General features: G+C 36.2%; 21 protein-coding genes and 1 pseudogene. 15 read left to right on the top strand and 7 right to left on the bottom strand.

Features of this window, described 5'->3' with window-relative positions; genetic code table 11:
* Positions 1-148 precede the first annotated feature (148 nt).
* The 4 genes from HEQ36_RS01620 (at position 149) to HEQ36_RS01605 (ending at position 5,522) form a co-directional block, all read left to right on the top strand.
* Complete coding sequence (locus tag HEQ36_RS01620) at positions 149-943, top strand: glutathione S-transferase family protein (protein WP_168635054.1); 795 nt, start codon at positions 149-151, stop codon at positions 941-943.
* A 134-nt stretch (positions 944-1,077) separates the two neighbouring features.
* A complete protein-coding gene (locus HEQ36_RS01615; protein ID WP_039199949.1) occupies positions 1,078-2,808 on the top strand; it encodes an ATP-binding protein in 1,731 nt (576 codons plus the stop codon).
* 594 nt (positions 2,809-3,402) lie between these two features.
* Positions 3,403-4,386, top strand: a complete 984-nt coding sequence (locus tag HEQ36_RS01610) for an RNA polymerase sigma factor, RpoD/SigA family (RefSeq protein WP_039199951.1) — start codon at positions 3,403-3,405, stop codon at positions 4,384-4,386.
* A 437-nt stretch (positions 4,387-4,823) separates the two neighbouring features.
* Positions 4,824-5,522: a hypothetical protein gene (locus HEQ36_RS01605; protein ID WP_168635053.1), complete on the top strand. Its 699-nt coding sequence runs from the start codon at positions 4,824-4,826 to the stop codon at positions 5,520-5,522.
* 216 nt (positions 5,523-5,738) lie between these two features.
* Here the strand turns inward: HEQ36_RS01605 and cobO are convergent, their stop codons facing one another.
* The 3 genes and pseudogenes from cobO to HEQ36_RS01590 form a co-directional block, all read right to left on the bottom strand.
* Entirely contained in the window at positions 5,739-6,425 is a 687-nt protein-coding gene (gene cobO / locus HEQ36_RS01600; RefSeq protein ID WP_168635052.1) for a cob(I)yrinic acid a,c-diamide adenosyltransferase, read from the bottom strand.
* A gap of 454 nt (positions 6,426-6,879) precedes the next feature.
* A complete protein-coding gene (locus HEQ36_RS01595; protein WP_290599901.1) occupies positions 6,880-7,008 on the bottom strand; it encodes a hypothetical protein in 129 nt (42 codons plus the stop codon).
* A gap of 30 nt (positions 7,009-7,038) precedes the next feature.
* A pseudogene (locus tag HEQ36_RS01590) lies at positions 7,039-7,155 on the bottom strand (DUF433 domain-containing protein); the annotation flags it as partial.
* A 53-nt stretch (positions 7,156-7,208) separates the two neighbouring features.
* On the opposite strand from HEQ36_RS01590, the gene speY reads away from it, so the two are divergent.
* From speY to HEQ36_RS01570, 4 genes are all read left to right on the top strand, one after another.
* The gene (speY, locus tag HEQ36_RS01585) at positions 7,209-8,357 is read left to right on the top strand and encodes a deoxyhypusine synthase (RefSeq protein WP_168635051.1); all 1,149 of its coding nucleotides are present in this window, start codon (positions 7,209-7,211) and stop codon (positions 8,355-8,357) included.
* A 175-nt stretch (positions 8,358-8,532) separates the two neighbouring features.
* On the top strand, positions 8,533-10,500 hold the full coding sequence (locus tag HEQ36_RS01580) for an ATP-binding protein (RefSeq protein ID WP_015083335.1): 1,968 nt from the start codon (positions 8,533-8,535) through the stop codon (positions 10,498-10,500).
* 504 nt (positions 10,501-11,004) lie between these two features.
* The gene (locus HEQ36_RS01575; protein ID WP_152608806.1) at positions 11,005-11,544 is read left to right on the top strand and encodes a Dps family protein; all 540 of its coding nucleotides are present in this window, start codon (positions 11,005-11,007) and stop codon (positions 11,542-11,544) included.
* Positions 11,545-11,581: 37 nt separating this feature from the next.
* Positions 11,582-12,349 (top strand): ChaB family protein, encoded by a 768-nt coding sequence (locus HEQ36_RS01570; RefSeq protein ID WP_168635506.1) that lies wholly within the window; start codon positions 11,582-11,584, stop codon positions 12,347-12,349.
* A gap of 147 nt (positions 12,350-12,496) precedes the next feature.
* Here HEQ36_RS01570 and HEQ36_RS01565 read toward each other — a convergent pair whose 3' ends face one another.
* The 4 genes from HEQ36_RS01565 to HEQ36_RS01550 all read right to left on the bottom strand — a co-directional run bounded on the left by HEQ36_RS01565 (position 12,497) and on the right by HEQ36_RS01550 (position 17,528).
* Entirely contained in the window at positions 12,497-13,279 is a 783-nt protein-coding gene (locus HEQ36_RS01565) for an Rpn family recombination-promoting nuclease/putative transposase (protein WP_168635050.1), read from the bottom strand.
* 16 nt (positions 13,280-13,295) lie between these two features.
* A complete protein-coding gene (locus HEQ36_RS01560; RefSeq protein ID WP_168635049.1) occupies positions 13,296-16,487 on the bottom strand; it encodes a type ISP restriction/modification enzyme in 3,192 nt (1,063 codons plus the stop codon).
* Between the two features lie 90 nt (positions 16,488-16,577).
* Positions 16,578-16,895 carry a hypothetical protein gene (locus HEQ36_RS01555; protein WP_168635048.1) on the bottom strand — a complete coding sequence of 106 codons (318 nt, stop codon included), beginning with the start codon at positions 16,893-16,895 and terminating at the stop codon, positions 16,578-16,580.
* A 141-nt stretch (positions 16,896-17,036) separates the two neighbouring features.
* Positions 17,037-17,528, bottom strand: coding sequence for a Spy/CpxP family protein refolding chaperone (locus HEQ36_RS01550; RefSeq protein ID WP_168635047.1), 492 nt, complete (start codon positions 17,526-17,528; stop codon positions 17,037-17,039).
* 228 nt (positions 17,529-17,756) lie between these two features.
* On the opposite strand from HEQ36_RS01550, the gene HEQ36_RS01545 reads away from it, so the two are divergent.
* From HEQ36_RS01545 to HEQ36_RS01515, 7 genes are all read left to right on the top strand, one after another.
* On the top strand, positions 17,757-18,974 hold the full coding sequence (locus tag HEQ36_RS01545) for a sensor histidine kinase (RefSeq protein ID WP_168635046.1): 1,218 nt from the start codon (positions 17,757-17,759) through the stop codon (positions 18,972-18,974).
* A gap of 23 nt (positions 18,975-18,997) precedes the next feature.
* Positions 18,998-19,660, top strand: a complete 663-nt coding sequence (locus HEQ36_RS01540) for a response regulator transcription factor (RefSeq protein ID WP_168635045.1) — start codon at positions 18,998-19,000, stop codon at positions 19,658-19,660.
* Positions 19,661-20,283: 623 nt separating this feature from the next.
* Positions 20,284-20,655 carry a roadblock/LC7 domain-containing protein gene (locus HEQ36_RS01535; RefSeq protein WP_168635044.1) on the top strand — a complete coding sequence of 124 codons (372 nt, stop codon included), beginning with the start codon at positions 20,284-20,286 and terminating at the stop codon, positions 20,653-20,655.
* Positions 20,656-20,879: 224 nt separating this feature from the next.
* Positions 20,880-21,425, top strand: coding sequence for an ATP/GTP-binding protein (locus HEQ36_RS01530; protein WP_027404353.1), 546 nt, complete (start codon positions 20,880-20,882; stop codon positions 21,423-21,425).
* A 77-nt stretch (positions 21,426-21,502) separates the two neighbouring features.
* Positions 21,503-22,381 carry a DUF4388 domain-containing protein gene (locus HEQ36_RS01525; RefSeq protein WP_168635043.1) on the top strand — a complete coding sequence of 293 codons (879 nt, stop codon included), beginning with the start codon at positions 21,503-21,505 and terminating at the stop codon, positions 22,379-22,381.
* A gap of 133 nt (positions 22,382-22,514) precedes the next feature.
* Positions 22,515-22,976 (top strand): hydrocarbon-binding protein, encoded by a 462-nt coding sequence (locus HEQ36_RS01520; protein ID WP_053540278.1) that lies wholly within the window; start codon positions 22,515-22,517, stop codon positions 22,974-22,976.
* A gap of 220 nt (positions 22,977-23,196) precedes the next feature.
* A complete protein-coding gene (locus HEQ36_RS01515; RefSeq protein WP_039199993.1) occupies positions 23,197-23,751 on the top strand; it encodes a protoglobin domain-containing protein in 555 nt (184 codons plus the stop codon).
* Positions 23,752-23,830: the final 79 nt, after the last annotated feature.

Raw genomic sequence — 23,830 nt, 5'->3', positions numbered from 1 at the left:
CCGAACCTGATTGTTGCACAAATTCGAGTGATTTCCAACTTGATGGGCAACAACTTAACCCAGAAAATGGTAAATTTACAGGAAAAATGCTAAGAATTAAAGATACAATTATAAAACTAACGAATAAACAAGTTGCCGAATATACAATATGCTAGAACTATATCAGTGGGAACTATCTCAATTTTCCGAAAAAGTTCGTCTAATCCTAGATTATAAAGGACTAGAGTATCGCAAAATCGAAGTTGCACCAGGAATTGGCCAGTTAGAATTATTTCGTTTAACTGGACAAAAGCAAGTTCCAGTGTTAAAAGATGGCAATAGATATATTGCTGATTCTACAGAAATCGCTAAATATTTAGATTCAGAATACCCAGATTATCCCCTGATACCGATAGATCCCAAAAAACGCGCTTTGACTTTATTATTGGAAGATTGGGCTGATGAATCTATAGGTGTTAAAGGTAGAAAGGTTCTATTTGCAGCTATTAGTCAAGATCAGAGTTTTCGTAAGTCGTTGTTACCAGTTTCTACTCCAGATATTCTTAGAAGTGTTGTGGAAGGTGTTCCTAGTGATTTTCTGTCAGCACTGGGTTTTGGTGTCGGTTTTACCCCAGATGTGGTAAATGCGGCTGTTACTAGCTTAAAACAAGATTTGGATATTATTACCCAATTATTGGTGGGTAGTCCTTATTTAACGGGTGATGAACCAACTTTAGCTGATTTAACGGTTGCTAGTTTATCCATACTTTTGAAGTTTCCTGATGGTGCTTATTTGGATTTACCTGTATCTCTCAGAGGGAAAGGGTTGTCGAGTATAGCCAATAATCCTGATTATGAAGCATTTTTCGCTTGGCGCGATCGCATCTACTCTCAATTTAGAAAACCATTACCAGGAATCACACCACCCGTAGGAAATTCACCCACAAGTATTCAAATTGATTAGGCAAGAGGCAATAGGCAATAGGCAATAGGCAAGAGGCAATAGGCAATAGGCAAGAAAAATATCAATATTTCCTGTTCCCTGTTCCCTGTTCCCTGTTCCCTGCTATAACAACGAACAACGAACAACAAACAAAAATGAATTTGGGATTACCATTAGGTTCTGTTATTGAAGGTTCTCTAACTGGGGGTTTGGAGGTCAGATTACACCCAGATATTTCTGTCGAAGATATGCGGGTAGGTAAATTTCTCGTGGTACAAGGGATGCGATCGCGCTTTTTCTGTATGCTAACAGATGTATCCTTGGGTATGGCGAATGACCGCATTACAGCTAGTCCTCCCAATTGGGAAGATAGCTTTCTGCGTGAAGTATTAGCAGGTAGCGGTACTTATGGGATGATCAACCTAGCACCCATGTTGATGTTTACCCCTGAATCTCCAGAATCTGGCTTTTCTAACAATGGTAAATCCCCTAATTCTTTTATCCCATCGTCCACTGGTTTAGCATCCTTTCAACCCCAAACCAGTACGACGATGGAATTATTACCTGTGAAAACTATTCCTAGTCACTTTAGCCAAGTTTACGAAGCCAATGAGGAGGACTTCCGCAAAGTGTTTGGCTGGGAAGATGACCCTCATCGTAACAACTTTTCAATCGGTAAACCCTTAGATATGGATGTGCCGATTTGCATTGATTTAAACCGCTTTGTGGAACGGAGTAATGGGATTTTTGGTAAATCGGGGACTGGGAAATCTTTCCTGACACGGTTAATTTTAGCCGGGGTTATTCGTAAAAATGCGGCCGTTAACTTGATTTTTGATATGCACTCAGAATATGGTTGGGAAGCAGTCGCAGAAGGAAAGAACGTTAATACTGTAAAAGGTTTAAAACAACTATTTCCCGGACAAGTTGAAGTTTACACACTTGATCCAGATTCAACAAAACGCCGAGGTGTAAGAGACGCACAAGAACTATATCTAAGCTATGAACAGGTTGAAGTTGAAGATATTAAACTATGTAATCGTGATTTAGGACTTTCAGAAGCGGCTTTAGATAATGCTAATATCCTCTTTACAGAGTTGGGTAAATCGTGGATTATTCAATTACTAAATATGAGTAATGAAGATATTGAGATGTTTTGTGACGAAAAACGCGGACACAAAGGCTCAATTATGGCATTACAGCGGAAACTTTTTCGCTTAGATAGTTTAAAATATATGCGAAGTGCTTGTCCGCAAAATTATATTAAAAATATCGTCCAATCTTTAGAAGCTGGAAAAAACGTAGTTATCGAATTTGGTTCCCAGTCCAATATGCTCTCATATATGCTGGTGACGAATATGATTACCAGACGGATACATGAGCATTATGTCAAAAAAGCTGATAAATTTCTCCAAAGTAAAAATCCTTTGGATCGGCCGACACCATTAATGATTACAATAGAGGAAGCACACCGCTTTCTTGACCCAGGAGTGGTACAAAGTACAATTTTTGGAACTATTGCTAGAGAACTACGAAAATATTTTGTCACGCTTTTGGTAGTTGATCAACGTCCATCAGGGATAGATAATGAAGTCATGTCTCAGATTGGGACTCGAATCACCGCTTTGCTGAATGACGAAAAAGATATTGATGCTATTTTTACAGGTGTATCTGGTGCGGGTGGTTTACGCTCAGTCTTAGCTAAGTTGGACTCTAAACAACAAGCACTAATTTTGGGTCATGCTGTTCCTATGCCAGTAGTCGTGCGGACTCGTCCCTATGATTCTACCTTTTATTCCGAAATTGGTGCGATCGCTTGGGAAGAAAAAACAGATGAGGAAGTATTCACCGCTGCTGAACTAGCAAAAGCAGATTTAGGTTTTTAGTAGTTTCAAGTCAACAACAGACAACAGACAACAGACAACAGACAACAGACAACAGACAACAGACAACGGACAACGGACAACTAACAATTTCGTAACATCCCTCCATTATCCAAGTAGCTCAAGTTCGGTTATCCGGCTAATCAAAAGCAACTTTAGAGGGGTTTTCGCGTCACTATGGATATGCGAACACAGTTTTTGGAAGTTAAAAAAAAAATAGTTTCCATAATCATCAACTTTTTGGCTTGATTACTAGAGTATTTATTATCTGGGAACTTTACTATTGACTCTGTTTGTCGTAACATAAAACCAATGTAAACTCATACTGACTCCGGTTTCAAAACGACTACTAGATAACTTAAACAAAAGAATTCTAGCCACCAACCCAATGTATTTCTGCTAAAACTCCAAAATCAAAATTATAGAGAGGGTAAGGAGACATATTTTTAGACTAACAACATCTTCATAAAGGTTGGATCAATATCAATCATGCTTGATGGTAGCTTTTCATATCCAGTGATGTATATTGTAAGCTTACGAATTGCCTTTGTTAAAAAAATATTGATTATGTTTAAGGAGTAGAGGATAAAAGCACCAATGCCTACAGTTAAAAATCATACAGAGAATGTCAATGCCAAATTTACCGCTGATATGGTCAGAACCTATCTGCGAGAAATTGGTCGTGTACCTTTGTTAAGCCGTGAACAAGAGATTATCTACGGTAAACAAGTACAGCAGATGATGGCGCTGCTAGAAGCTAAAGAAGCTTTGAGGAAGGAAATTGATCATGAACCTAGTTTATCAGAATGGGCTGCCCGTGTTAATCAATCAGAAACAGAAATAAATCATCTGATGGTACAAGGTAAGCGAGCCAAGCAAAAAATGATTGAGGCTAATTTACGCTTGGTTGTAGCTATTGCAAAAAAATATCAAAAGCGAAATATGGAATTTCTGGATTTAATCCAGGAAGGTACTTTGGGATTAGAACGGGGTGTGGAGAAATTTGATCCTATGCGGGGTTATAAGTTCTCAACCTATGCCTACTGGTGGATTCGTCAGGCAATTACCAGAGCGATCGCCCAACAAGGTCGAACCATTCGCCTACCAATCCATATTACCGAAAAATTGAACAAAATTAAAAAAGTTCAACGGGAGTTAGCACAAAAGCTAGGAAGATCACCCTCACCGACAGAAATCGCCAAAGAACTGGAGTTAGAACCGGCTCAGATTCGTGAATATCTGAATATGGCGCGTCAACCAGTCTCTTTAGATGTGCGCGTCGGTGAAAACCAAGATACCGAATTACAAGAAATGTTGGAAGATGACGGTCCTTCCCCTGAGTATTACACTACTCAAGAGTTTCTACGTCAAGACTTGAATAATTTACTTGCAGAACTCACACCCCAACAGCGTCAAGTTGTCGCCTTACGCTTTGGTTTAGAAGATGGAAATGAAATGTCCTTGGCGAAAGTTGGTGAACGGTTGAACCTCAGTCGGGAACGAGTCCGCCAATTAGAGCATCAAGCCCTTGCACATTTACGTCGCCGTCGAGCTAATGTCAAAGAATACGTTGCCAGCTAAAACAGTATACACGCAACAGCGTATTTTAAAGCATTCCTCTTGGTGATGCGCCTCCTGAGTTCAAAACAGGGGGCGATTTTTTTTTGAAGAAATAGAAAAGGTTCTGCAAATTTCTGATTTATTTTGCGAAATCTGTAGATGGGAAGTTGTATCTACTGGCAGATCAATACAAGAATTAAACATTGAAACAGGCTGAGAATTTTCAATCTCGATTTTACATCCCTCCGGTGGAGGATTTTATGAACTGATGGATAAATTTATTAACTAATGATAATCTGAGATTATTCCCCAAATTTACATAAATGGTGAGTTTTTGCTGAATTTAAAATTAAATATATAGATAAAACTTTTGAGGGAATCGTCAGTAATGAGTATTCAGTTATTATGGCAAAAATCCAGGAAAGAACAATAGTTAGCTTTATTACAGGAGAAATCCGATGCTTAATCATATTTCCAAATTAATGACTTCTAGCCAATTTAAATTTCCCATTGTTGGACTAATTGTTTCGGCTGGTATTTTGGGTATTAGTTATTCTAGTCAACAACATTACAAACTCCTCTCATCAACGGCCTTAACTACTAATTATGTAGTACCCATAAATCAAAGACAGATTAACTTTGATCCTGCTGTGATTAAAGAGGAAGCTATGCAAAAATCACCTGTGAATATTTCTAATCAGATATCTACTGATAAGTTAACAGAAAATATCACAGCATTATCTACAAATACGAGAGAATTGGGGAGAAAAGGACAAATCCAATTTCCCGAACAAGATGGGACTTATCTTTATGGACAATCATCCACACCAAATGAATTAGGACAAGGTTACATTCTCTTTCAAAAACAACAAAGTAAAATTATTGGTGCTTTGTATGTTCCTCACTCTGAATTTAGTTGTTTTCAAGGAACTTTAGCTAAGTCAGGAGAATTAGCAATGACAGTGAAAAGTTCTCCCGGTGAAGTTGGTGTAATGGAGGTTTCTACAGCAAGTACGATCCCTAAAGTTAATGAAAATGAGTTCACAACTTATCCTTATTCAGTAACATTACAAGACTATCATCAGTTGAGTTCTGTAAGTTCTAATGATAGGGAAATTTTGCAGATATGCCAACAAGGAAGCGATGGTTTTAAATAAGTAGGTGGACGTAAATAATTGTCCTTGGGATATAGCATTTTTTAGTGAGGTACAAGAACCCCAACCCCCTCCCCGCAAGCGAGGAGGAGGCTATAAATATACTCGATATGATTAGGAAATGCTATAAAGCAGGGAGAAATAAGTTAATGACCAATGACCAACGACCAATGACCAATGACCAATGACCAATAACTAATGACCAATGACTAATTTGAATTAATACTCAATTCCTGCTTGAGCTTTCACCCCTTGATCCTTAAAAGGATGCTTAACTAATGTCATTTCAGTGACTAAATCGGCTTTTTCAATTAATGCCGGTGGTGCGCCTCTTCCCGTGAGAATTACGTGCTTGTCTGCTGGTTTTTGAGCTAAACCTGCTAATACTTCTTCAACCTGTAAATAACCCAGTTTCAGAGCAATATTAATTTCATCGAGGAGAACTAATTTAAAGTCTGGGTTGTTGATAAATTCTAGGGATTTTTCCCAAGCAGCAGCAGCTTTATCAAGATCACGATCACGATCTTGAGTTTCCCATGTAAAGCCTTCTCCCATTGCATGAAATTCGAGTTGGTTTTCCCAGTGGCTAAAAGCACGTTTTTCTGCTGGTTCCCATGCGCCTTTGATGAATTGCACTATGGCTACTTTATGTCCATGTCCGAGCGATCGCAAAACCATTCCCAAAGCCGCAGTAGTTTTACCCTTACCATGACCAGTATTGACGATAATTAAGCCTTTTTCCGGTATGGCTTTAGCTATGCGTTGATCTTGGACTTCTTTCCGTCGCTGCATTTTTTGACGGTATTTTTCATCAGTTTGGGATGTTGATATTACCTCATCAATTAACCGGGAAATCTCTTGATCTGCTGAATCTGGATGTAATTCTTCTGGAGTGTCGTTGTTCATAAATCCTGTTGATAAATAACTGTTAAGACTAAGAGCATGAAGTATAATTTTTCCGTTTCGACAAATTCATTAGTTATGATAGACCAGAAATCACATAAATTCTGTTAGCTGTGATCTGAATAAAAAGTAGAAATATCTGTGAGGGTTGGCATCGGTTTCTGAGTTAATCCTCTGGGATAATCTTATTGTAAACCAAAAAGAGCGATCGCATTTTTCGACGCAGAGTAACGCTAAGTCGATCTTTTCAAGCTTTTACTCTGCTTATATTTTATATCTCAATCGGACCAACATTAAAACAAAGTTCTAATTGCTGATACTTTTAACCGAGACATTCCCCGATATCTGAGATATCGTGAATGTCCAGTACAACATCACCAACTGAGTTGGTAAAGGTGGTTACGTCGTAACAATCCCCTGACAATAGTATTATCAAAATTTTCGTCAGCAAGCAGTTTTAACATACTTCCCGTTCTGCTTTCCGCGCCAACAATCTATCACGCAACCCTTGGGAATCAAATCTGACCTCATTTATTTTACGAACTTCCTGTGCTTGTTGGTGTCTTTGCTGTAAATACACTTCCACTTCTTGTTGATGATTGAGATAGAAGGCAATGGTAGCATAAATATCAGCAAGTTTAAGGGATGGATAACGGTAAGCAATTTCTTCTGCTGTTGTTCCTTGTTTAAAAACAGCAATTACCGTATCTAGTGTTACACGAGTTTTGCCTATCCTAATGCGATAACATTATATCCAGTGTATTTGCTATTCAGGATTTCCCAAAAATGTCACAAAAGCCAGGTAAGAAAATTGCACCTATTCCCATGTCTAAAAATGTTAGCGTGGTTGACTTGATTGATACCTATTTTACCGCTTACAACTCAGCCCGGTTGCGGGAAGCCTGTCAACTGCTAACTAAGGAAGTGTTTCAAGAGGGTGTCACCGTAGGAGTAAGCCTATCTGGGGCGATGACACCGGCAGGTTTTGGAGTTTCCGCCCTTGCGCCTCTCATTCGCAATGGTTTTATTGACTGGATGATTTGCACAGGTGCGAATCTTTACCATGATATGCACTATGGTTTGGGTTTTGAACTATTTGCGGGTAGTCCCTTTTTAGATGATGTCAAATTGCGAGAAGAAGGAACAATCAGAATTTATGACATTATTTTTGGTTACGACGTACTGCTAGAAACGGACGCTTTTATTCGCAAAGTTCTCCAAGCTGAACCTTTCCAAAAGCGCATGGGAACTGCGGAATTTCATCATTTACTGGGTAAGTGCGTCTGGGAAATCGAAAAGCAATTGGGTGTCAAAAATTCCTGCTTATTGGCGACAGCCTATGAATGTGGCGTACCTATTTATACTTCTTCTCCTGGAGATAGTTCCATTGGGATGAATGTGGCTGCTTTGGCTTTAGAAGGTTCAAAGCTGGTAATAGATCCGTCCATTGATGTCAATGAAACCGCAGCTATCGTCTATGGGGCGCGAGAAAACGACGGTACAAGTGCAGCGGTAATTATTGGTGGTGGTAGTCCTAAAAACTTTTTATTACAAACACAACCGCAACTTCACGAGGTTTTAGGATTGGAAGAACGGGGACATGACTTCTTTATTCAGTTTACTGATGCCCGTCCTGATACTGGTGGTTTGTCTGGGGCGACTCCTGCTGAAGCTGTGAGTTGGGGTAAAATTGACCCCGATGAGTTACCTAGCGCTATTGTTTGTTATACCGATAGTACGATCGCTCTACCTTTGGTGACAGCATACACTCTTAATCAATGTCCACCACGCCCCCTAAAACGGCTGTATGATGGACGGGAAGCTTTGTTAGATACTTTGCAAAAAGATTATTTAGCAGCTAAAGATCAGCCTGTGAGTGAGGGTAGTCAGGAAAAAACAGCTACTTATCCTTGCGGTACACCTGTGAAAGGTTAGGGTTTTAAAGTTATTTTAGTAAGGTGCGTCGGCAGCTAATAATTTATTAAGTTTGACGCACCATTCTAACTTATAAGCGATTAATGTCTCATTTATTATGATATATTGTGGATGGTTCCAATCATTTTAAAACTTGATACATGATATAACATCACAAATCATCCAATAGAAAAATATGAAAAATATTCAGATTACTTCATTAGGTATCAACCAAGCACTTAAAAACCATGATTATTTATCATCCATTGCAGAATATATATGGAACGGTTTTGATGCGGAGGCTACTGAAATTAATATAATAATGCAATCTGATGACTTGGGAAGAATATCAGAACTAAAAATTATAGATAATGGATGTGGTATTGCTGATCCAAATAGATTTTCACTCTTTTATGAATCGAATAAACAAATTAATTTTGGTACTGCCAAGAATCTATCACATATTCACGGTAACAATGGTATAGGCAGATTAACTTTTTTTACTTTTTCTTCCTCAGCACAATGGGATACTATTTATGAAAAAGAAGGAAAAAGATATAGTTATAGCATAAATATAAATCATAAACAATTGGATAACTATGATATCTCAGAAGAGGTAGAAACTGATAAAAAAACAGGAACAACAGTTTTTTTTGATGATATTCATACAATTACATCTAATGATTTTAATGATGATCTTAATATCTATCTATATAGAGAATTTAGCTGGTTTCTTGAACTAAATTCAATGAAAAACTTTTCAATTAAAATAAATGATATGGATTTAGATTATAAATCTAATTTCATTAGCGATTTCACTGAATTAGAACATAAAATTGGTCAATATTTATTTAATTTGAAATTTATTCGCTGGTCTCAATCTCTAAAGAATGAATATTCCAGATATTACTGTATTAATTCCAAAGGTGAGGAAATAGATAAAAATACAACTACTCTTAATAATAAAGGTGATCATTTTTCTCATAGTGTTTTTGTTAAAAGTGAGTTCTTTGATCAAGAACATTTTGGATGGAGAAATATACAGAATAAGCAAATTTATAATTCTTTGATTCATTTTATTAATCAACAGCTTCAAAATAGAAGAAAAATTTTTCTGAAGACAAAATCGGATGTAATAATAGATGAATTTAGAAGAAATAATGCTTTCCCAAGATTTAGTAATAATACTTGGGATCAATACAGAAAAGCTGAACTTGAAGATTTTATCAAAGAATTATATCAGGTAGAACCAAAAATTTTTAGTTCTCTCAATATTGAACAAAAGAAAGTATTTGTTCATTTTTTGAATTTAATTCTTGATTCAGATGAAAGAACTAAATTAATTGATGTATTAGGAGAAATTATCAAGTTAACTTCTTCTGATTTAGAACATTTATCTGAATCTTTAAAAGTTACCAAACTTACAAATATTATTAAAACTGTAAGATTAATAGAAGATAGATACAGAGCTATTGATCAGTTGAGAAATTTAGTTTTCAATCAAGATTTAGAAGCTAACGAACGAGATCATATTCAAAAATTTGTAGAAAATCATTACTGGATTTTTGGTGAGCAATATCATCTTGTAACTGCTGCTGAACCAAAGTTTGAAGAAGCATTACGTAGGTATACTTATCTATTAAGAGGAGAAAAGCCTATTGTTTCTATTGATCATCCTGACAAGAATAAAGAAATGGATATATTTATGGTACGGCAGCTTTTAAATAATTCTTCTATCAATAATGTAGTTGTAGAGCTAAAACATCCTCAAAAGAAGCTTGGTTCAAAAGAATTAGAGCAGGTTAAAAAATATATGGGAGTAATTTTGGAACAAGATGAATTTAATGCTTCTAACGTGACTTGGGAATTTTATTTAATTGGTAATGATTTTGACAAATCTAAATATATTGAAAGAGAAATACAAAGTGCTAAGTCTCATGGTGAAAAATCTCTAGTACAGGTTGTTGATAATTATAAAATTTATGTTAAAAAGTGGAGTGAGATATTCACTGAGTTTGATTTAAGACATAAATTTTTGTATGACAAACTTGAATTAGAGAAGGCACAACTTAATATGGATGCTAGAAGTGCAAACGAAATCATTAGTAATATCCATAGCAATAGTGCGGTGCAACCTCCTCAACGTGTTATTCCAGAAAATTAAAATTTTTGTAACTTTATAAGTGAAGAGGCTTAACATCCGGTTAAAAAGTTGTTATCGTAGACTTGATAAGGAAGAACTATTTGCTATTTTTCAAACCCAGTTGATATCCTACATAAATCCATTGATTAACGCATCTTTATCCGCGTTTATCTACGCTCATCCGCGTACCCTTATTCTTGCTATTCTCTCCTCAGAGTGATTTTTATAAATTAACTAATTATAAATAAAAGCCAATTGCCAGAAGGCTTTTTGGAAAAAATTATAGGTAACAAGAAGTAAATATGATTTATCAAGAATAAGCACGATCTCCTCATTTTCTTCAAAAATTTAGGAATATGGATGATTTTCAGCTTTGGCTTGATTACAAAAGAAAAATAATCAGCATATTCCTAAATATATAAAAGTAACTGAACATTAATCTTACCTTTGATTGATGTAGATCATGTCTGTATTTTGAGAACATATAAGGTGTTTACGTGCTAATCGGAATTAATAATAATGACCATACATAAGATAAACATTGGTTTGACAGAAAAGCAGCGTCAAGGTGTGATGAATTTGCTAAATCTTGATTTAGCAGATGCCAATGTACTGCTAGTAAAAACGAAAAAGTATCATTGGGATGTTGTCGGTCCGCAGTTTCGCACCTTGCATAAACTTTGGGAAGAACACTATCAAGAACTGACAATAAATATTGATAAAATAGCTGAAAGAATTCGGACTTTGGGCTGTTATCCAACTGGTACAATGGCAGGATTTTTAAGTATTGCGACCCTCAAAGAACATAGCGATAAAATTCCTACAGCAACCAAGATGGTGACTCAATTGGTGGAAGATCATGAGCAGATTATTCGCAATTTCAGAAATCATATAGATCAGTGTAGTGAAGAATTTCATGATCAAGGTTCTGCTGACTTTTTAACTGATTTGATGGAAAAACATGAAGAAATGGCTTGGATGTTGCGTTCATTTATTGAAGGAGAAGCAGTAGAAGCGGATGGAAAAAAACAACCAGCAGCAACTAAAGTTCCGGTGGGTGTGTAATTGATATTTGTCAACACAAAATATTAGGAGTAAAGAAGTGCCAGAAGAATATCAAGCAGAACGTACCATCTCCGCTGTATTTAAAGAAGAGAAACAAATTGATAATGTAATTCGGCGGTTACTAGATAGAAATGTCCCCAAGGATAATATTTCGGTAATGGGGCGAAATTTTCAGTCAGAAACGCGAATTTCTGGTTTTATTACAAAGCGAGATGTGATTCTCGGCGGTTTGAGAACAGGAGCAATTTTTGGTTCTTTGTTTGGTTCGTTCCTGAGTTTGCTTACAGGTGTAGGTGTATTGTTTGTTCCCTTTGTTGGGCCAATTGTGGCAGCAGGTCCAATTGGGGCGATATTATTAGGGGCTGCAAGTGGAGCGATCGCTGGTAGTGCTGGTGCAGGTTTAGTATCAGTTCTGACTGCTTTAGGAATGCCAGAAGACAAAGCTACACTTTATCAAACCCGCTTAGAAGCTGGTGAATTTTTAGTGATGGTAGAAGTACCGAGCGATCGCAGTGGCGAATTTCAATTAATTCTCGAAAGTGCTGGTGGTGAAGAAATTAACACCATTGAAAAAACACTACCCCATCCTTGTCCGGGAATCTGTAACAATCCAGATGATTTATCGCCTGAAGTTCGCACCCATCTTTCCCCAGAAGCCCAGCGGATATTCATGCAACGTTATAATACTGCACTGAATGAAAATATGGATGAACTTACTTCTGAACAAATGGCTTGGGATGAAGTTCACAAACAATTTGATGAAGACGAAAATGGAGTTTTTTCAAAAGTTAAAGTTTTACGCTAGGAATATGTAAACAACAAATTGCACAATCTAGCAAAAAATATTTACCCAGTTATTAATCTAGAGAAATACTCTTGTGGTGCGGGCATCTTGCCCGCTATCTATATTCAGGAAACAGGTTAATTGCCCCTACATTTATTCATCAAATGTCTATTTACTACTTTGCTGTTTAATTGCTTGTTTTACCACTTCGATATCTAACTCAAATATCCGAGCAATTTGTTCTACAGTTAGCCCCTCATTTAACAGTTTAGGAATCGTTTTTAACTTAGTTTCTAACTCCGTCTCTTCTTTTACTTCTTGATAAAATCGGGTTTGCTGCCATTCTGTTAATCCAAACATTGCTTCTAACTCCTGACGGCTATAGGATGAAAATTTGTAAACCAGCATTCTTTCTACTAATTCTAAAAGATTACGACTCTTGGCCGCATCTGCTTTTTCGACCAAATTGATCAAAGTTTTTGCTTGTTGGATAGCTTCATCTTCAGGGGCAACTACTAATTTAATAATTCCTAAACCAATTGAAGATGATGTATCAGCTATTTCATCTAAATAAACAACATGAATTAGTCCAGCAGTTAGTAAAGTTTGATATGCCAAGGGTATACCAGGGTCAAGATCCCGATTTGCCCACAATACTACCGCTTGCCATGTTCTTTGAGGTTTATTTTGGTTTAAGTAAAGAACTGCTTCTGTGATTAATCGCCAGTATAAATTATCATCGCTTTGAAATTGTACTTCTACAAAATAAATCGGGTCTTGTGGGTACTCTGGTTTAGGTAAAAATAAGCCATCTATTCGCCGGGCTAATTCTTTGATTTCCACTGAGGAAAATTCGTAGTGTAAAGCTAGTGTAGGAGGCTGTTCTAGCAGTTCAAATAACACACTGGGGAGATTTTGCAGTAATGTGTAAAATATCGTGTCTGTCTTCATATCTTGTTGTTAACTATTATTCTAACGGAAAACCGCCATATTTTTCAATAATTTGATCAATATCTTCCATAATCTTAATAGTTTCCGATATGATGGAAATTATATTTTGATAATGGCTAATATCATCAAAATTCAATTGTCTCCCTTTTCTATCTTTCAGCCATTTTTGACAAACTTGATAACCTCCAATATAAAAATTCCAAATTTGTTGCGGAACTTGATCAAAATACTGTTCAGAATTTATCCAAATTTGTTGATGATTTTCATTATATTTCACTTGTTCCACAATATCAGAACCAGGAATGGGATAAGTAGAAATTTCTGTTCCTGTTTCTTTCATGAGATGATATTTTACTAATTTATTACCTTTGATTACTAATTCCCAAAAAAGCGCAGAATTGGCAGTTAAAGGAACGCGAGGAAAATCAATCTTTAAAAATTCGGCGTAGCGTTGACGGTAAATAGGAGAATGAAAGATAGCGTAAATGTAATTAAAAATATCCTCTGGTCTAAAGGTTTTATTTTTATCTGATTTTCCATCAAACATAAATTCTAAATCTAGTTTTTGGGAAAATTCAATAATAAATTCTGGGGATAAATTCGGTTTACGTCCTCTAGGTGTATTAGTTGGGATAGAATCAAATAAAGTTGGGGTATCTGTTGGGTAAAGGTAAAGAGGGAAAATATTAACTCCACCTCTTCTAAAAATATTAGTATCAATAGGTTGGTTCGCAACTGATACCAAAGACCAGATAGGATCATTTACAGCAATTCCTTGACGACCTAAACCTAAACATAAATTATCTTTTCTAAAAACATGATCAAGTAATTCTCGTCTAGGCCTATCCATTATTAGATCACTATAATAACAGTAACGCCAATCGAAAGGGCGATATAAACAACTAATTATTTTATCTTCCCATTGATTATCTAAGCGAATTAATTGACGGACTTTATCTAATCGCCAATCTTGATGATCGTGAATATTATATTTATTGCTATAGTCTTCATTAGATAAATTAGTTTCTCGCAATTCTCTAAATTTTTGAGTAATGCTTTCCTCCTCAAAATCAATAGCAAAATGATCTCTATGGGTTTTTATACCAGCAGCATTCACTAGCATGATATCAATAACTTTCCATCCTTGTTCATACTCTGATGATAAACTGGTATTTTGAGGGTTAAATAAATAAAATTTAGCTTCAGGTTTGACAATTTTCCAATCAGTTGAACTAATATCATTTTCAGCTAACCAATGATACTTACCTCCAACTAACTCCTTATTTTCATAAACCTCTCTCATACCCCATAAATCAGCATGATAAACAGATGCTAACTTTTGCTGACTATGTTCATATTTAATAAAAATACTGATTGCTACACCTTGCTGAATATCAAATACATTTTTATCCTGTGAACCGTCAGGACAAACTTCTTTTTTCTTGCTATTACCATGTAAATCTAAAACATAAATCTCATCAAAAGTTTGCATCAAATTTTGACGCATTCCTCGAAAAGTGGGATTATCTAAATAACCATGATTTGTAATTAAAGCCACAATACCATAACCCGTTTCCGAAACCCGATGTTGAGCAAAACGGATAAACTTTACATAATCATCTAATAATCCTTTCGGGTTTCTTTCTCCTAAAGGTTTACCATCTACTTGATAATAATCTCTAACTAATCCTACAATCCAAGGATCAGTATTTATAGATTCATAAGAATAGGGAGGATTTCCTAAAATTACCATCACAGGAACATCTTGTTTTATATCTTTTGCTGCTTCTGCTTCATCTCTAATTCTGTTCATAAAACCATCAGCAGCAGGAATTTGAAAAGCCTCTTGTAATGTATTTGTTAAATAAATCCTTAACCGTTCATCAGAAATAAAATCATAACCCAATTCTTGCAACTGTAAACCTAATTTCATGTGTGCTACAGTATAAGGTGCCATCAACAATTCAAAACCAAATAAACGCGGTAATAAATGTTGACTAACATAACTTGACCACATCCCCTTTTGAGATTTAAACTTATCATAAATAAAATCAATCACACTGTGCATAAAAGTTCCCGTACCCACCGCAGGATCTAAAATCAAAACTTGATGAGTTTCGATAGTTCCCTCACCCTTGGGATTGGGGATTTTAATCTTTTTAGAATCTGCTAAACCTTTACTAATATTAAACTTATGTTTGAGAATATAATCCACACTTTTAACAATATAATCAACCACAGGTTCAGGAGTATAATAAACCCCTCTTGATTCTCGCATTTTTGGCTCATATTCTGCCAAAAACGTCTCATAAAAATGCACAACAGGATCTTCTCTGCGGGTACGTTTACCAAAATCTTTAAGAATTTCTGCCATTTCCGTTTGTTGCAGAATATTCGCTAAATTATCCACAGCCCAACTAATTCTATCATCTAAATCTGGTCCTGCTATTTGTCCAAAAATACTCCTTAAAAATGGGTTAGTTTTTGGTAATTTAAAAGCTGCTGTTTCCCGTGAAAAAGTATTAACATTATCAGTATTACACCGCGCTGCAAATAACCCATAACAAATAGTTTGGGCATACATATCCGCAAATTGTTCTACCGTCAAATCCTTAATTAATACTCTTTGAAATGACTCTAACTGCTGACGTAACATTCCCCCATTATCTACATCATGTAAAGCCGTTTTAATAGCATCTCTCATCAATTGCGCTAAACTGGCCATACGTTTAGCTAAATCCTTCGGTGTGGTGACTTGGGGAACTTTAGCTAATAAAAATTGCCGTAAAAGTTGGTCAACTTCTTGTATTCCTTCTTTATCAACTTTGATTTTTTTGTTTTTATCAATTGTTCCTAAAGATGCAGTTAATTTTAATTCTCCTTGAATATACCAGCGAAATTCTAAATAATCAGTTAAAATCAAATTACCTAAAGCCTGAAAATAACGCCCCATTTGGGTAGTTTTTTCTACTTTCTTGAGAGAAATACCAATATCTTTAGCTTCAATATGTCCAATTTCTAAAATACCATTTTTTACAACAAAATCTGGCGCACCGCAAGCTATTCTTTTCGGTTCATTAATAGCTTGAATTTGAGAATCTAAAGAATCTATTAACTTCTTTAATGCTGGGCGATAAGTATGTTCTGTGGCATTTTGTTGTTGATAAATTTGCGTAATTTCTTGAATGTAGGTTTGTAGATTATTCATATATGTATGGATTTAAAAACAATTTAGATTGAATTAAGTGATAAGTAACTCAACTTTTAAAATGACCTTTATCTGCAAATCTGCCCTCAGTCATATTCTGCCACTAACTCCTGTTTCATTAATGCCATAAATATGATGAATTACATGAGGATACTTTTCTCTAGCCATTTTACTAGCTACTTCCTTATCCTGATCAATAAAATAATCACCGCTATCAGGTTCAATAGCAATATACCAACCAGAATATTTATCTAATATTTCTGGTTTTAACCGCTCAAAAATCGCCCAACAACGCTCAGAGAATGCCTGTCTTCTAGCTTTTTCCTGAGCCTTTCTTTCTTGTGTCCACTGAATTTCGGGAAATACTCGACCACGACGGACAACTCTTTGGGGTGTGGATTGTGTCATCTTCATCACCTGATTAAAGTGTATTCCTCATTTTAACATGATGTGCCATAGCTCTTAATTCATTGAAAAACATCTACACAAAAATAGGATGAGCTTTTATACCCACCCCTGATGTATTAATCTTATTTGAATAGTTGAAAATTATTGGGGTTTATTTTGTTGACGACGAGAACGCATATTTTCGCGCATTTGCTTAATTTGCGCTTTCTGTTCAGGAGTTAATACAGCGTCCATTTGTTGTTTTGATGACTCTCTAATTTCTTTCATTTTAGCTTTTTGTTCAGTGGATAAGCCTAATGAAGCAAAAATATCACCTTTTTTTCCACGTCCTTCTCTGCGTTGCTCTTGTCCTTGTTGACGTTGTGCTTTATATTCTGCCATTGTGGCTTGTAATTTAGTCTTTTGTTCGGGTGTCAAAACAGCTTCAATTTGAGTGCGGGTATTGCTACGAATTTCTTTTATTTTAGCTTTTTGTTCAGGGGTCAAATTCAACTTTTTAGCTGGACTTTCTTTTTGCCATTCCTGACCAGCTTGGGGTGAAGATGAATTTTGTTCTGCTTGAACTGCAAAGGGAGTTGCGATTAAAGTCAAAGCCAGAGTACCAGCAATTAGTGATAATGTCTTCAGTTTCATAATTACCTTTTGGTTATGTTTGGTTATGTCGGTTTTCTATGTTCCTATCATAGAGACTAACACCCAGTAACCACATGAGGCAAAAGTCACGTCTACACCCATTACTTTAGTCATGACATTAGCATTCAGATATCTTATGCTTGTTCCATTTTAATTTAATCGTGATACAAATATTTTAAGTTAGGTTGAGGATTTCAGCCTTGTAACTATATCAACTATCAATCAATTATGAATCGTCCTATTCAGTTTAATAATCATCCTTTTCGATTTCTTTTGTATTTAGAATGGCTATTATTGGGATTTTCAGCGTTAATGGCATTAATGCCATCTCCCTCACCGCGCTTTTCGGCAATGTATCCAGAATTGACAATTTGTAGTTTAACAATTTTTGGTTTAATGGGGTTAAGATTGCCTACTTTCAATAAAACCAATAAAATTATTTATACAGCATTGGAAGTTATCTTAATTTTAATTACTGGTTTTTTCGGTGGTAGAAGTGCCAGACTTTTCCCCTTTCTCTATTTAATTTTGGTAACTCGTAGTTGTTTAATTTTTCAACTTCCCGGACGATTAACAGTTACTTTATCTTCATTTATTTTATTTCTATTTACTCTGCGACAACGGATACCTCCTGGAAGATTTTCACCAATAGCTCAGGAAAGATTTAGATTTTTCAGTTTTAGTTTGGCGGTTCTATTTGGTTTAAGTTTAGTATTTGTTTTAATACTAATGAATACTGTTTTGGCTGAACGGCAAAGTAGAGATAAACTGCAAGCTGCTAACGAAAAACTCCGTCAATATGCCTTGAAAATTGAAAGTCAGGCAACTTTGGAAGAACGCAACCGCATTGCTAGAGAAATTCATGATTCTTTAGGACATTCTCTAACGGCTTTAAATCTGCAATTAGAAACTGCTTTAAAATTATCAAAACATGATATACCTAGAGCGATGACGTTTTTAGTCACTGCAAAAGAACTTGGTTCAAAAGCCTTACAAGATGTCCGGCAATCGGTTTCTACTATGAGATACCATCCTTTACAGGGACAAACCTTAGAGGAGGCAATTAAGGTTCTTGCAGCGGATTTTCAGCGTTATAATGGCATTTTACCTAGTTGTCAAATTTCTATTATCTCTCCACTGTCTATGGAAATCAGCACTCCTATTTATCGAATCATCCAAGAATCATTAACGAATATTTCTAAATATGCCCAAGCTACAGAAGTTCAATTAGAATTAATAACAACTTTAGCAGGGTTGAAGTTAATAATTCAGGATAATGGCAAAGGTTTTGAAGTGGGGCAAAATACTACTGGATTTGGTTTACAAAGTATGCGCGATCGCACTTTAGCATTAGGAGGCGAATTTCGGATTAACAGCAGCCATAATCATGGTTGTCAAATAATAGTTGATATCCCTTATTCATATCCAGAGATAGCAATAGAATAGCCAATTACCTATTACCAATAAAAATGATTACAGTCTTACTTGTAGATGATCAAAGTTTAATTCGTCAAGGTCTAAGAGCCTTATTAGAATTAGAAGTAGATATAGAAATTGTGGGCGAAGCAGAAAATGGTCAAACCGCAATTAATCTAGTTGAAAAATTACGACCTAACGTAATTTTAATGGATATCAGAATGCCTATCATGGATGGAGTTGCTGCTACCAAAGAAATTAATCAGCATTTTCCTCAATGTAAAATTCTCATATTAACAACTTTTGATGATGATGAATATGTGAAAGCTGGATTACAAAATGGCGCAATGGGTTATTTACTCAAAGATACACCCTCAGAAGAGTTAGCAGTTGCCATTCGTGCAGTTGACAAAGGATATTCCCAATTAGGACCAGGAATAGTCAAAAAACTAGTCACTCAATTTCCGGCTACCTTACCCCAAGCTGTATTAGCTATACCACCGAACCTCACGGAACTTACCCCCAGAGAAAAAGAAGTTTTGCGGTTAATTGCCATTGGCGATAATAATCGAGAAATTGCCAAAAAACTGTACATTTCCGAAGGTACAGTCAAAAATCATGTCACCAATATGTTGAATCGGCTGAATTTACGCGATCGCACACAAGCTGCTATCCTAGCCAATAGTTTTTTGACATACTTAGAACAAGATATTTGAAATAAATAGCACGTAGTTTCTTTGATGTAGTCATTATCAGATTACAACCTTTTGTCTGCACCACATTTACATAAGTAGGTTGGTGTTGAAAATTGTCGTTATGGCAAGGCAAAAGGCAAGAGGCAAGAGGCAAGAGTGAAGAGGGTTTGGGCGATTTTACATTTCTTTACACAGTTTGGTTTTATTGTGTTCACCTACTTAGACATACTTGATAATGATAATATTGACAAAAATTAATACACAATACTCAAAACTTCCTATAGTTGACACTCTCAACAAAAACTAAAACAAAATACCCAAAATTGACACCGATTAAATCACCTCAAAAGCTTATGTCATATAAGTTACACAGCTTAAGATTACAAACAAAGCAATAATCTTAACTTGTATTAATAATAAGAAAAACTAAATTCCGTATTTTTTCGGTATCATCTTAGTTTTGACTGGTGCATAATTTAAATCACAAGGATACTAGAAAAGAGGCATCCATTTACACAGTTCCATTATTGTTTCTTTAAAATAAATGATACTGTACTACTACAAGTAAAAAGAGTTTGTTTAATTCCGTATTTACTTGATTTTCCTACCCACTTTCCCATTTAAAACAACGGAGAATAATCATCATGGCTATCAACTCAGAAAAACTCAGCATGGTTTTACAAAACTTTGTTAGTGCTACTACTGATGTACAGGGAGCAGCACTTGTTACTCCCGATGGACTCCCTTTAGCAGCAAGCTTGCCAGGTGGAATGGATGAAGAAAGGGTATCAGCCATGTCCGCATCTATGTTATCCTTAGGCGAAAGAATTGGTATGGAATTAGCCAGAGGAACTATTGACCGAATCTTTGTAGAAGGCAATAAAGGCTTTGGTATCTTAACTGGTTGTGGTCAAGATGCCGTGCTTCTAGTTTTAGCCAGTGAAAGCGCTAAACAAGGATTACTAATGCTAGAAATCAAACGAGTTCTAGCAGAATTAAAGCTGATCCTCATGTAAATTACATCACCTTAGAGGTTAACTTATCCAGAGTTCCCCAATAGATAAATACTGCTGATTCTAGGGAACTTTTTACTTAATTGGATGTGTTTATTTTTGCAGTAAGTAGCTAGATTGGTCGTGTCAGCCTGAGTACGAGATAGTGCCAACCTTGCCAGAATTAAACAAGAAGAAAATAAAAATGTGAGCAACTGTAAACATTTTTGTATCGAAGGGTGATAAAGATGGAAATTATGCGCTTGGTTGTCACAGGAACTGTAGGGGCTGGTAAATCTACCTTTATTCGTTCCGTTAGTGAAATTGAAGTTGTAGATACAGATACCCGTGCAACTGATGAAACAGCATTGCTGAAGAAAAGAACCACTGTAGCCTTTGACTTCGGCAGATTGCAATTTGGTCCAGATATGGCATTGCACCTTTACGGAACACCTGGTCAAACTCGCTTTGACTTTATGTGGGACATTTTGATTAATAAAGCACACGCTTATATCGTACTCATCGCAGCCCATAGACCAAGAGAATTTCGTCAAGCACGGAATATTATCAACTTCATGCAAGCGAGAGTTAGTGTACCGATGATCATCGGTATCAGCCATACAGATTGTCCCGGAGCTTGGGCAGAGGAAGATATATACTTAGCAATTGGTTATGTAGATGAGCAGAATCGGCCTCCTTTAGTTAAGGTGAATCCTAACGAAAGAGACTCAGTAGCAGAAGCAGTAATTCACTTAGTACAGCACTTAATGGAAAGTTGTGCAGTTGAGAGTTAAGAGCTTTTTTGAAAGTACAAATTGGGATTTTGAGTTCTGGGTTTTAATAAATCTCTTCTTCATCAAGGAGGCTGATTATGTCTATTAATGGTAACTTTGCAGATTTTTCTTTGCCAGAACTGCTGCAATTTTTAGATCAAGGCAAAAAGACAGGTATACTTCATATTGAATTGTCATCTGACAAAAATCAAACTAACGCCAAGCAAATTTATTATATTTGGCTGCATCAAGGACGAGTTGTAGCTGCATCTGATCGTTTAGATCAACAAGGTTTAACATTGTTAATTGCTCAACGAGGATGGGTGAGTGAGCGGGTAATCTCTAGGGTGACTCACATTTCTGCCTGTTTTATTAATTCACCTTTGGGACTGTGCCTAAAATCCCAAGGTTTAATCCAACCAGAACAACTGAAACTATTGTTTAACTCTCAAGTTCTCCGTCCAGTCTGTGCCTTATTTCAAATTAAAGATGGTCAGTTCAAATTTGAACCAATTACAGCTTTACCATTGGGAGAAATGACAGGTTTGAGTATGTCCGCAACCGAAGTTATATTAATCGGATTGCGAGCATTACGAGACTGGAATGCCTTAGCTGAAAAACTACCAGATCCCACCTCTGGCTTATCAGGTCTAAGTTCAAAACAGCCCAAATTACAGCTAAATGCTCAAGAATGGCAAGTATGGGAATTTGCCAATGGTGAAGTTGCCCTAGCCAAAATCGCCGATCAACTTAATCTCGCCGTAGATACAGTATTGCAAATAGCTTTCCGTCTCATTGTGATTGGTTCAGCAGAAGAACATTTTATGGTTGCGGCTACTTCTATCTCCATGACCGAGGAAGTTTCTACTTACGAAATACCCATAGTTGCACCAGTTCCAGAACCGGCTCAAAAGCCAGCAGTTAGTCAATCATTTCTCAAAAATTTAGTCGGTTTTCTGCGGAGTAAAACTGCTTAATTAATCCTGTTACTGCTACTATCTTAATTTTGAGAAATTTATATACTCTATCTTTTACAGAGTAAAAACAGACATTAATTAAATCCAGATACGACTATCAATGAAGAGAATCCTTTAACTGAGAATTTGAATTATGTCATTACGCAAAGAACTAGGCGATTTTAATAGTATTGTCTGTTTTAAATCTGCTATTACAGGTATGGAAGAAGCTCTTGGGGAAAAAGCTACAGCTATTGCCCTAACTACAGCCGGTCGTACTAGGGGTAAAAAGTTAGCTGAAGATTTAGGTTTAGCAGGATCTACACTTTCATTAGATGATGCAGCCGGTAAATTAAAACAGGCTTTAGGTAAAGAAGGTACTTGTTTGTGTATTGTTGAAAAAATTGTTGCTGACGGCGAACTTATTAGAGTCTATACAACTGAAACCTTATGTTCTGCTGGTGAAGTAGCAGGTTCACCCCGTAAATGCACTTTTACTATGGGTGCAGTTTGGGGTGCTGTTGAACAACTAATTGGTAAACGGTTGAGAGGAGTACATACTGACTCAGTCCTCAGAGGTGGTACTCATGATGTGTTTGAATTCACTCCTTTGTAGGAATACCAAATTTTGAGAAATATTGATACTCTATCTTTTATAGAGTATCAACAAAAGGGCGTTGCTGAATTGGCGTATGATTTTTGGAGGTAGAGACGTTCCATGGAACGTCTCTACAAGAGTCTTGAACGTATGCAAAATTATTTTCATCCCTAAAATCAGCAACGCCTATCAACAAAAGTTAATTAAATCCACACCTAACTATTTTTAAGGATTCATTATGGCTATTGAACCTCGCGCTTTTTTGACCACCATGGAAACTCGGATTGGTCTGACAGCTGAAGATAAAAAGGTAATGCAAGCAAATACAGATTGGGGAACAGCAGTTGCTGAAGAAATGGCAAATCATTTTTATGCTTACCTGGGACGTGATGAAGAAATGAATGGTATTTTAAATGCCACTGAGGGACGAGTTCATCGGTTACACGCCACCTTTATTGACTGGTTTAATCAGATGTTCACAGGTATGGATAATTGGGGTGATGAATATGCAAAATGTCGTTGGCACATTGGCTTGGTTCATGTGAAAATTGGTATTGGTCCTCAGCACGTAGTTCCAGCAATGGCAGTTGTGGTTGATAAAGTCGGTAAAAAACTCAAAGCTGATGGTAAATCAGATGAATTAAAAGATGCCTTGGCTAAAGTTTGTATGATTGATTTAGCTTTTATTGAACAAGCTTATGTAGAAGTTTCTTCTGCTGCGGTACTTAAAGAAACTGGTTGGTCAGCAGCCTTATTCAGACGTTTGATTGCTACTGGTGCATCTGATATGTAATAGACATTTCCAGAAATCAATGTAGAGACGTTCCATGGAACGTCTCTACAAGGGTTATAGGATACGCATATTTAATTTC

This window comes from Anabaena sp. 54 (assembly GCF_017355725.1).
Classification (GTDB): domain Bacteria; phylum Cyanobacteriota; class Cyanobacteriia; order Cyanobacteriales; family Nostocaceae; genus Dolichospermum; species Dolichospermum heterosporum.
The sequence above is the reverse complement of the archived record's forward strand: the minus strand, read 5'-3'. Positions and strand labels throughout refer to the sequence as shown.